Origin of the sequence: Streptomyces sp. NPDC058955 (assembly GCF_042741435.1) — a bacterium.
GTDB lineage: Bacteria > Actinomycetota > Actinomycetes > Streptomycetales > Streptomycetaceae > Streptomyces.
Genome location: NZ_JBHYKM010000061.1, coordinates 1 through 10,585 on the forward strand (window position 1 = coordinate 1; position 10,585 = coordinate 10,585).

A 10,585-nucleotide genomic window follows, 5' to 3' on the forward strand; every position below is an offset into this window, starting at 1 on the left:
CGCCCCGGCCCCGCGCGGGGGGGGCGCGTGGCGCGGGGGGCCCGAGGCGGTGGGGGTGGCGGGCGCGGAGAACGACCCCCCCCCCCACCCGTGTTGGTAGAAACGTGAACGATTCGGTGGTCGCCGCGGGCGACGTGGTCGGGACGGGTGCGGAGGCGGTCCGCGCCGTGGACGTGGTGGTCGTGGGCGCCGGGCAGGCGGGGCTCTCCGCCGCCTTCCACCTGCGGCGCGTCGGCCTGGAGCCGGACCGCGACTTCGTCGTCCTCGACCACGCGCCCCGCCCGGGCGGGGCCTGGCAGTTCCGCTGGCCGTCGCTGACCTACGGCAAGGTGCACGGGATGCACTCCCTGCCGGGCATGGAGCTGACCGGAGCCGATCCCGCCCGGCCCTCCTCCGAGGTGATCGGCGCCTACTTCGACGCGTACGAGCGGGACTTCGGCCTGCGCGTGCACCGGCCCGTGGACGTGACCGCCGTGCGGGAGGGCGAGGGCGGACGGCTGCGGGTGGAGACCTCCGAGGGGGTGTACGCGGCACGGGCGCTGATCAACGCCACCGGCACCTGGGACCGGCCGTTCTGGCCCCACTACCCCGGCCAGGAGACCTTCCGGGGCCTCCAGCTGCACACCGCCCGGTACCCGGGGCCGGAGGCGTTCGCCGGCCGGCGGGTGATCGTGGTGGGCGGCGGCGCGTCGGCCACCCAGCACCTGCTGGAGATCGCCGAGCACGCCGCCGCGACGACCTGGGTGACCCGGCGCGAGCCGGTCTTCCGGGAGGGCCCCTTCGGCGAGGTCGAGGGCCGCGCGGCCGTCGCCCTGGTCGAGGAGCGGGTGCGGCAGGGGCTGCCGCCGCGCAGCGTGGTCTCCGTGACCGGGCTGCCGCTGAACGACGCGATCCGCGCGGGGCTCGCCGACGGCGTCCTGGACCGGCAGCCGATGTTCGAACGGATCACGCCGACCGGGGCCGTCTGGGCGGACGGCCGCACGGTCGACGCGGACGTGATCCTGTGGGCGACCGGCTTCAGGCCTGCCATCGACCACCTGGCCCCGCTGCGGCTGCGGGCTCCGGGCGGCGGCATCCAGGTGGAGGGGACCCGCGCGGTCCTGGACGAACGCGTCCACCTGGTGGGTTACGGCCCATCGGCCTCGACGATCGGCGCCAACCGGGCCGGGCGCGCCGCGGTCAACGACGTCCGCCGGCTCCTCGCACGCGGCGAGCGGCCCGGCGAGGCGCGCGAGGCGCGCGAGGAACCGCGCGGCGAGGAGCCGGCGCGCGAGCCGGTCACGGTCTGAGCGAGCCGTCGCGCGGCCGCCACTCCCCCTGGGGCGCGTACCGCGGTCCCGTCTCCGGCACGCACCGCGTCCCCGCCTCCGGCGCGTATCTCAGCCCCTCCTCCAGGCAGGCGGCGCTCCGGGTGAGGAGGACCTGGGTGAGGACGTCGTGCGCGAGGGCGAAATGTCGCTCGTCCGGATGGGTGGTCAGCCGGATCTCGACCCAGGCTTCGTCGAAGTCCGCGCCGGTCACCCGGGCCAGCCGTCTGGCCTGCCAGGAGGTGATGGGTGACCAGATCCAGCGACGTCGTCTGAGCTGCTTCATGCGCTGCCCAACGAGCCGGACGCGCTCGCGATACCGCACAAATCGGTCGATATCCTACCCGTCCCGCTGCTGCCTCCGGCGCTCGTTGAACTCGGCCACGTTCGCCTGGTGCGCCGTGTGGTCGGATGTGAAGCGGGTGTCGCCGGGGGCCACCGTCACGAAGTAGAGCCAGTCGCCGGTCGGCGGGTGGAGGGCGGCCGCCATGGCCTGCTCGCCGGGGTTGCCGATGGGCGTCGGCGGGAGACCCTTGCGCGCGTAGGTGTTGTACGGGCTGCCGTTCCTGGTGTCGTCGAGGGTGGTGTCGACGGTGCTGCGCCCCAGGGCGTAGTTGAGGGTCGAGTCCATCTGGAGCGGCATGTCGCGGGCCAGGCGGTTGTGGACGACCCGGGCCACCTTTCCCATGTCCTCGGGGGTGTCCGCCTCGGCCTGGGCGATGCTGGCGACGATCAGGGCCTGGTGGGCGGTGAGGCCCTGGGCGCGGGCGGCCTCGGCGGTCGCCGGGGTGCCGAAGCGGCGGCCGGCGACACCGACCATGAAGCGGAGCAGGCCCTCGGCGGTGGTGCCCTCGGGGAGCGGATAGGTGGCGGGGAAGAGGTAGCCCTCCGGGTTGCCGCCGGCCGCGGCCGGGAGGCCGAGCGCGGCGGCGGGGGCGGTGGCGGCCTTGCGCGCGGTGCCGTCGGGCAGGGCGAGGGCGCGGTCCACGGCCTCGTACACCTGGGTGGAGCGCCAGCCCTCGGGGACGAGGAGGGTGGGCGGTGCGGGCGGGGCGGCGGGCTCGTCGCGCGGGAGGAGGAGCAGGAGCGGGACGGCGGTCGCGACGGCGAGGGCGAGCAGGGCGCCGGCGAGGACGGCCAGCCGGCCGCGGCGGGTGAGCCGGGGGCGGCGGCGGGGTGCGTACGGGGAGGGGGACCGGTACGGCATGGCCGCACCGTAACCCGGTCCGGTGGGGATTCCGGGGAGCCCGCGCACACGGCGGCGCCGCCGGTCCCCTGGGACGGGGAACCGGCGGCGCCGGGAGCTGCGAGCGTCAGACGAGCCAGCCCAGGAAGTGGACGACGCCGGCGAGCAGGTTGGTGATGACGTTCATGGTGGTGCTTCTCCTCGTACAGGTGTTTCGTGGGACAGCGCAGTCGCGGTCTGCAGCCCGTCGCTTGCGCACCGTAATCATCCGACGCCGTACGGGAGTTGGGCAACGAATCCGGGGACGATCACACGTTCGTGGGAACAACCGCTCCCACGTTCGCCTGTTCGTCGCGGCGGACCAGGGCGGCGTAGGCGCCGTCCGCGGCCATCAGCTCCTCGTGGGTGCCGCTCTCCGCGATCCGGCCCGCCTCCAGGACGACGATCCGGTCGGCGTCGCGGACGGTGGAGAGGCGGTGGGCGATGGTGATCGTGGTGCGGCCGGCGGAGAGGGCGTCGATGGCCTGCTGGACCGCGTGCTCGGTGCGGGTGTCGAGGGCGCTGGTCGCCTCGTCGAGGATGAGCACCGGCGGGTCGCGCAGGATCGTGCGGGCGATGGCCAGGCGCTGCTTCTCGCCGCCGGAGAAGCGGTAGCCCCGCTCGCCGACCAGGGTGTCGTAGCCGTCCGGCAGCGAGGCGATGTGGTCGTGGATCTGCGCGGTCCGGGCGGCGGCCTCGATCTCCGCGTCGGTGGCGTCGGGCCGGGCGAAGCGCAGGTTGTCCGCGACGGAGGCGTGGAAGAGGTACGTCTCCTGGGAGACGACGCCGATCGCGCCGGCGAGGGTGTCGAAGCCGAGGTCGCGCACGTCGACGCCGTCCAGGGTGACCCGGCCCTCGGTCACGTCGTAGAGCCGCGGCACCAGATAGCTGAGCGTGGACTTGCCGGAGCCGGTGGGGCCGACGACGGCGAGGCTGCTCCCGGCGGGCACGGTCAGGTCGATGCCGTCCAGGGTGGGGCGGCCGGCGCGCTCGGGGTCGTAGTGGAAGCGGACCTTCTCGAAGCCGATCTCGCCGCGGACAGCGCCGATCCGGACGGGCTCGTCCGGCTCGGTGATGTCCACCGGGAGGTCGAGGTACTCGAAGATGCGCTGGAAGAGCGCGAGCGAGGTCTGGATCTGGACGCCGGTGGAGAGCAGGCTCACGGTGGGCCGGAAGAGGCCCTGCTGGAGCGAGACGAAGGCGACCAGGGTGCCGAGCGATATCGCGGCGCCGCCGGCCACGGCGAAGCCGGCCGCCCAGTACAGCAGGGCGGGCATGGCGGCCATGACGATCCCGATGACGGACATCCGCCAGCGTCCGGCCATGGAGGAGCGCACTTCGAGGTCGACGAGGCGCTCGGACTCCCGGGCGAAGGACTCGGTGAGCGAGTCGGCGCGGCCCATGGTGCGGCCGAGCAGGATGCCGCTGACGGAGAGCGACTCGGTGACGGTCGCCGCCATGGCGGCCATCTGCTTCTGCCGCTGGGTGGTGATCCGCTTGCGCTCGTTTCCCACCCGGCGGCTGATCCACACGAAGACGGGGAGCAGCAGGAGCGAGAAGACGGTGAGCCGCCAGTCGAGGGCGAGCATCGCGACCACGGTGGCGACGACCGCGGTGAGGTTGGAGACCAGGGAGGTCGCCGTGGAGGTGACGGTGGCCTGCATGCCGCCGATGTCGTTGGCGATCCGGGACTGGACCTCGCCGGTCCTGGTCCGGGTGAAGAAGGCGAGCGGCATCCGCTGGAGCCGGCCGTAGACGGCGGTGCGGAGGTCGTGCATGACGCGCTGGCCGACGGTGGTGGAGATCAGCGTCTGGAGCACGCCGAAGACGCCGGTCAGCACGGCGGTGGCGATCATGCCCAGGGCGAGCAGGCTGAGCAGCCCGGTGCGCCCCTCGGGGATCGCGGTGTCGAGGATCTCCTTGAGGAGGAACGGGGAGGCGACCGACACCAGCGAGGCGGCGCCGACCAGGAGGCCGACGAGCGCGAGGCGGGCGCGGTAGGGGCGGAAGAGGCCGAGGATGCGGCGCAGCTGGGCGGGCTCCTTCGGCTGCGCGGGATCGCGCGGCGGTGGTGTCCAGGTGGACTCGTCGTGGGGGCGCATGGGCTCCTTCGAGGGTTCGCGTACATGAGGGTGCGCTTCGGACTGTAGCTCACTCTTACCTATGTTCACAATGAGTGTGGTCCTGATATTGTTCCCGCATGAACACCCCCGCCGTGTCCGCCCCCGACCCCGACGGGCTCCTCGCCGAGCAGCTGCTCCGGCTCACCCGCCGGCTCCACCGCATCCAGAAGCGCCACCTGGAGCCGGTCGGCATCACCCCGGCCCAGTCCCGGCTGCTGCGCGTGGTCGCGCACTACGGCGACACCCCGCCCCGGATGGCCGACCTCGCCGCCCGCCTCGAAGTGGTCCCCCGCGCCGTGACCAGCCTCGTCGACGGCCTGGAGGCGGCCGGGCGGGTGCGCAGGGTGCCCGATCCGAGCAACCGCCGGGTGATCCGGATCGAGCTCACCGACGAGGGCCGCGCCACGCTGCGGGAGCTGCGCAGCGCGCGCCGGGCGGCCGCAGAGGACATCCTGGCTCCATTGACCGTCGAACAGCGCGAGGTGCTCGGAGGTCTGCTGACCGCCCTGGCCGGGCCCGTCCCGGAGAGCGGCTGCTGACGCCGCCGGCGCCCGCGCCGAGGGGAGTCGTGCCATGCCGCTGCTGGAACCGAACCCGCGGGCCCTCCGCCCGGGCCGGAAGCGGACCCCGGCGCCGGACCGGGTCCCGGACCTCCAGGCGCGGGGCACCCCGCGGCGGCTGCGCGAGGACCTGGCGGCGCTGATCGGGCCGGAGAAGGTGCTGTCGCGCGTCTCCGACCTGGTGCGGTACGCCTCGGACGCCAGCCCCTACCGGTTCCTGCCGCAGGTGGTGATCGTCGCGGAGGACGTCGACGACGTCTCGGCCGTGCTGTCCTACGCCCACGGCAAGGGCCGCGAGGTGGTCTTCCGGGCCGCCGGGACCAGTCTCAACGGCCAGGCACAGGGCGAGGACATCCTCGTCGACGTCCGCCGCCACTGGGCGGGCGTCGAGGTCCTGGACGGCGGCGCCCGGGCCCGGATCCGCCCCGGCACCACCGTCGTCCGGGCCAACGCGGCCCTGGCCCCGTACGGCCGGGTGCTCGGCCCCGACCCGGCCAGCGCGATCGCCTGCACGCTCGGCGGGGTCGTCGCCAACAACGCCTCCGGCATGACGGCGGGCACCACCCGGAACTCCTACCGGACGGTCTCCTCGCTGACCTTCGTCCTCCCGGGCGGCACCGTCGTCGACACCGCCGACCCGGCCGCCGACGAGGAGCTGGCCCGCGCCGAGCCCCGCCTCTGCGCGGGGCTGCTCGCCCTCAAGGCCGAGATCGAGGCCGACCCGGAGCTCACGGCCCGGATCCGCGCCAAGTACGAGATCAAGAACACCAACGGCTACCGGCTCGACGCCTTCCTCGACGGCGCCACCCCGGTGCAGATCCTGCGCGGCCTGATGGTCGGATCCGAGGGCACCCTCGGCTTCCTCTCCGAGCTCGTCTTCGACACCCTCCCGCTCGACCGGCTCGTCTCCACGGCCCTGCTCTTCTTCCCCTCCCTGCCCGCCGCCGCCGCGGCCGTCCCCCGCTTCAACGAGGCGGGGGCGCTCGCCGTCGAGCTGATGGACGGCAACACCCTGCGGGCCTCGGTGAGCGTGCCCGGCGTCCCGGCCGACTGGGCGGAGCTGCCGAGGGACACCACGGCGCTGCTCGTCGAGTTCCGGGCCCCGGACGAGCCGGCCCTCGCCGCGTACGAGCGGGCGGCGGGCGAGGTCCTGGCCGGGCTCGACCTGGTCGCCCCGGTGCCCTCGGTCGACAACGCCTTCACCCGGGACGCCGCCGTCATCGGCCGCCACTGGAAGGCCCGCAAGGCGTTCGTGACCGCCGTCGGCGGCTCCCGCCCCTCCGGCACGACCCTGATCACCGAGGACTTCGCGGTGCCCCCGTCCCGGCTCGCCGAGGCGTGCGCGGAGCTGCTCGACCTCCAGGCCCGGCACGGCTTCGACGCGGCCGTCGCCGGCCACGCCGCCCACGGCAACCTGCACTTCCTCCTCGCCTTCGACGCCGCCGACCCGGCCGACGTCGAGCGGTACGCCTCCTTCATGGACGACTTCTGCAAGCTCACCGTCGAACGCTTCGACGGCTCCCTCAAGGCCGAGCACGCCACCGGCCGGAACATCGCCCCCTTCCTGGAGCTGGAGTGGGGCCCGAAGGCGACCGACCTGATGTGGCGGACCAAGGAACTCGTCGACCCGGACGGGGTCCTGGCCCCCCGGATCGTCCTCGACCGCGACCCCCAGGCCCATCTGCGCGGCCTGAAGACCATCCCGGCCGTCGAGCGGATCGCCGACCCCTGCATCGAGTGCGGCTTCTGCGAACCGACCTGCCCCAGCCACGACCTGACGACCACCCCGCGCCAGCGGATCGTGCTGCGCCGCGAGATGCTGCGGCAGGCCGACGGCTCCCCCGTCGAGCAGCGGCTCCTGGAGGAGTACGGCTACGACGCCGTCGACACCTGCGCCGGCGACTCCACCTGCAAGCTGGCCTGCCCCGTCGGCATCGACACCGGCGCGCTGATGAAGGACTTCCGGCACGCCCGGCACTCCCCCCGCGAGGAGCGGATCGCCGCCCTCGCCGCCCGGCACTTCCGCGCCGTGGAGGGCTCCGCGCGGCTCGCCGTGGGCGCCGCCGACCGGATGGGCGACGGCTTCCTGGAGCGGGTGACCGGCCTCGCCCGCAAGGCCGTCCGGCCCGACCTCGTACCGGAGTGGCTGCCCGAGATCCCGGGCGCGGCGGCCCGCCGGCTGCCCCGCACCCACCGCCCGGCGGCCACCGCCGTCTACTACCCGGCCTGCGTCAACCGCATCTTCGGCAACCCGGACGGCGTCGACGGCCCCTCCCTGCCCGAGGCCGTCGTCGCCGTGTCGGCCCGGGCCGGCCGCCCCGTGTGGATCCCCGACGACGTGGCCGGCACGTGCTGCGCCACCATCTGGCACTCCAAGGGGTACGAGGAGGGCAACGCGGTGATGGCCAACCGGATCGTCGAGGCCGCCTGGGGCTGGACCGCCGGCGGCCGGCTCCCGCTGGTCGTGGACGCCTCCTCCTGCACCCTCGGCATCGCCCACGAGGTCGTCCCCCACCTCACCGACGACAACCGCGCGCTGCACGCCGAACTGACCGTCGTGGACTCCCTGGTGTGGGCCGCCGACGAACTCCTCCCCCGGCTCGACGCCCGCCGCCGGGTCGACTCGGCGGTGGTGCACCCCACCTGCTCGATGCGGCACCTCGGCGACGCGGACGAGCTGACCGAGATCGCGCGGTTCTGCGCCGACGAGGTCGTCGTGCCGGTCGACGCCGGCTGCTGCGCCTTCGCCGGCGACCGGGGCATGCTCCACCCCGAACTGACCGCCTCGGCCACCGCCCGCGAGGCCGCGGAGGTCACCGCCCGCCCCTTCGACGCCCACCTCTCCGCGAACCGGATGTGCGAGATCGGCATGGACCGCGCCACCGGCCGCCGGTACGCCTCCGCCCTCCTCGCCCTGGAGCGGGCCACCCGCCCCTGACCCCCGCCCCTGACCCCGCCGCTGTCCGGAAACCGCTCCCCCCGGCGGGTGAACCGCCCGCCGGCCGGTGCGCCGCGGACCAGGCTGGGTAACACCTCCCCTTCCGTGTCGTCACTCGGACGGGGGACACACCACCGTGACCGCAGAGCAGACCACCGACACCGCGGCGCCGGACCCGGCTCCGGCGCCGCCCGCCGAGGAGTACCGCTTCCAGCCGGGCAAACTCACCGCCCTCGAAGGCAGACCCACCTCGCCGTGGGTGATGGCCCGCCGGCTGCCGCAGCTCGTCCGCAGAGGGCTCGCGCTCGGCTGGCGGGTGGACCGCAGGGCCGTCACCCTGCTCCTCTCCTGCCAGGCCCTGTCGGCCGCCCTGGAGGCCACCGGTCTCGTCGCCACCGGCGCCACCCTCACCTCGCTCGTCGCCCCCGGCGACATCCGGGACCGGCTCGTCGAGGCGCTCCCCGCGATCACCCTGATCGCCGCCGCCGTCGGACTGCGGGCCGTCCTCGGGATCGTGATCTCCGACGTCTCCTCCCGCCTGTCGCCGCGGATCTCCCGCGAGGCCGAGCTGGAGATGCTGCACGCGGCCGCGAACGCCGAGCTCACCGCGTACGACCACCCCGGCTTCAACGACAAGTGGGACCACGCCGACCGGGGCGCCGACGTCGCCAAGGACCTCATCACCGAGTCGCAGATGCTGATGTCCTGCCTCGCCTCGATCATCGCCGCCGCCGGCGTCGTCGCCGTCCTGCACCCGGTCCTGCTGCCGCTGCTCGTGCTCGCGGTGCTCCCCCAGGCGCTGGCCCGGATGAAGGGCGCGCACCTGCAGTGGGAGAGCAGCCGGGCCGTCTCCGCCGAGCGGCGCACCCTGGGCCATCTGCGCTGGTACATCGCGGACCGGCAGATCGCCGACCAGCTCCGCTCCGGCACCATGTTCGGCTTCCTGCTCGGCCGCTACCGCGAGATCGGCGCCCGGGTGGACGCCGTCACCGACCGGTCCATCCACCGCGGCTCGCGGTGGGCGATGGCCGGTTCGGCGGCCGGCGGCGTCGCCTCTGCGGTGATGTGGGGCGCGCTGGTGCTGCTGCTCGCCTCCGGGCGGATGACGCTCGCGTCGGCGGGCACCGCGGTCTTCGCCCTCCAGACGGTGGGCAACAACCTGTACGGGATCGTCGGCTACGGCACCCGGATCTTCCGCACCGGGCTGTACGTCGACGACTGGGCCGACTTCATCGCCGAGGCGGGCGGCCACCGGCTGGACCGGGGCACCGTCGTCCCGGACCCGCCGAAGACCGTCCGCGCCGAACGGCTCGGCTACCGCTACCCGGACGCCGACCGGCCCGCGCTCACCGACGTCACGCTGGAGGTGCGGGCCGGCGAGATCGTCGCCCTGGTCGGCGAGAACGGCTCCGGCAAGACCACCCTGTCCCGGCTGCTCACCGGCCTGTACCTGCCGACGGAGGGCACGGTGACCTGGGACGCGCGGGACGTGCGGGAGCTGGACGCGTACGCCATGTGGCGGCACACGGCGGTCGTCCCGCAGGTCTTCGCGCACTGGCCGCTGTCCGCCGAGGAGAACGTGACGCTGGGCCAGCCGCACGGCGGGCACCGGGCGCTGGCGCGGGCCGCCGAACGGTCCGGCGCGGGCGAGGTGGTGGACGGGCTGCGCAGCGGCTGGGGGACGCTGCTGGCGCGGGAGTGGTTCGGCGGGGTCGAGCTGTCCGGCGGGCAGTGGCAGCGGATCGCGATCGCCCGGGCGTTCTACCGGCCCGGGGTGCTCGTCCTCGACGAGCCGACGAGCGCGCTCGACGCCCGGGCCGAGCACCGCATCTTCGCCGGGCTGCGGGAGGTCGCCGAGGGGCGGCCCGTCGTGCTGGTGACCCACCGGCTGGCGAACGTGGCCGTCGCCGACCGGATCGTCGTCCTCGGCCACGGCCGGATCGTGCAGGAGGGCACCTTCGCCGAACTCTCCGCCGCCCCGGGGCTGTTCAGGGAGCTCCTGGAGCTCCAGAACGACCGGGGCGTACCGGGGCAGCGGCAGCCGGAGGAGTCCCCGGGACAGGGGTGACGGAGCAGGGGCGACGGGCAGGGGTGAAGGGCAGGGGTGACAGGGCTTTCCGGCAGGGGCGGTACGGGCGCGGGCGTCGGCCGGGTCCGTGCCGTCGCCGCCGGAAAACCCGTTGCCGCGCGCCCCGGCGGGGGGCGAGCCTGGTACGGATCCCGCACCCCGGGGTCCGTACCCATGGGGTCCCTCGCCGGGGCCCCGGCCGACGCACGCCCGCGTGCGCCTGGATCCCCCCTGTCCGCCCCCGAGCACCCCTGGGGACGTCATGCAGATCCATCAACTCCCCTACGCCGACCCGGGGGGGGGGGCGGGGCCGGGGGGGCCCCCCCGCCCGCGCCGGGGCGGGGGGCGGCACCCACGCGGGCGC

7 protein-coding genes are annotated in these 10,585 nt (G+C 74.7%); 4 read left to right on the forward strand and 3 right to left on the reverse strand.

The features are described 5' to 3' along the window. The first annotated feature begins 167 nt into the window (after nt 1-167). A complete protein-coding gene (locus ACFW1I_RS22525) occupies nt 168-1,289 on the forward strand; it encodes an NAD(P)-binding domain-containing protein (RefSeq protein WP_384672810.1) in 1,122 nt (373 codons plus the stop codon). Here ACFW1I_RS22525 and ACFW1I_RS22530 read toward each other — a convergent pair. From ACFW1I_RS22530 to ACFW1I_RS22540, 3 genes are all read right to left on the reverse strand, one after another. Next, nucleotides 1,279-1,593: a hypothetical protein gene (locus tag ACFW1I_RS22530; protein WP_384672729.1), complete on the reverse strand. Its 315-nt coding sequence runs from the start codon at nt 1,591-1,593 to the stop codon at nt 1,279-1,281. The genes ACFW1I_RS22525 and ACFW1I_RS22530 overlap by 11 nt on opposite strands. A 54-nt stretch (nt 1,594-1,647) precedes the next feature. After that, the gene (mltG, locus tag ACFW1I_RS22535) at nt 1,648-2,514 is read right to left on the reverse strand and encodes an endolytic transglycosylase MltG (RefSeq protein ID WP_384672731.1); all 867 of its coding nucleotides are present in this window, start codon (nt 2,512-2,514) and stop codon (nt 1,648-1,650) included. A 287-nt stretch (nt 2,515-2,801) separates the two neighbouring features. Further along, a complete protein-coding gene (locus ACFW1I_RS22540) occupies nt 2,802-4,634 on the reverse strand; it encodes an ABC transporter ATP-binding protein (protein ID WP_384672733.1) in 1,833 nt (610 codons plus the stop codon). A gap of 113 nt (nt 4,635-4,747) precedes the next feature. Here ACFW1I_RS22540 and ACFW1I_RS22545 point away from each other — a divergent pair, with 113 nt between their 5' ends. From ACFW1I_RS22545 to ACFW1I_RS22555, 3 genes are all read left to right on the forward strand, one after another. Continuing rightward, a complete protein-coding gene (locus ACFW1I_RS22545; RefSeq protein ID WP_384672812.1) occupies nt 4,748-5,194 on the forward strand; it encodes a MarR family winged helix-turn-helix transcriptional regulator in 447 nt (148 codons plus the stop codon). Nucleotides 5,195-5,228: 34 nt separating this feature from the next. Next, nucleotides 5,229-8,153 carry an FAD-binding and (Fe-S)-binding domain-containing protein gene (locus tag ACFW1I_RS22550; RefSeq protein WP_384672736.1) on the forward strand — a complete coding sequence of 975 codons (2,925 nt, stop codon included), beginning with the start codon at nt 5,229-5,231 and terminating at the stop codon, nt 8,151-8,153. A 136-nt stretch (nt 8,154-8,289) separates the two neighbouring features. After that, nucleotides 8,290-10,221, forward strand: coding sequence for an ABC transporter ATP-binding protein (locus ACFW1I_RS22555; RefSeq protein ID WP_384672738.1), 1,932 nt, complete (start codon nt 8,290-8,292; stop codon nt 10,219-10,221). Nucleotides 10,222-10,585: the final 364 nt, after the last annotated feature.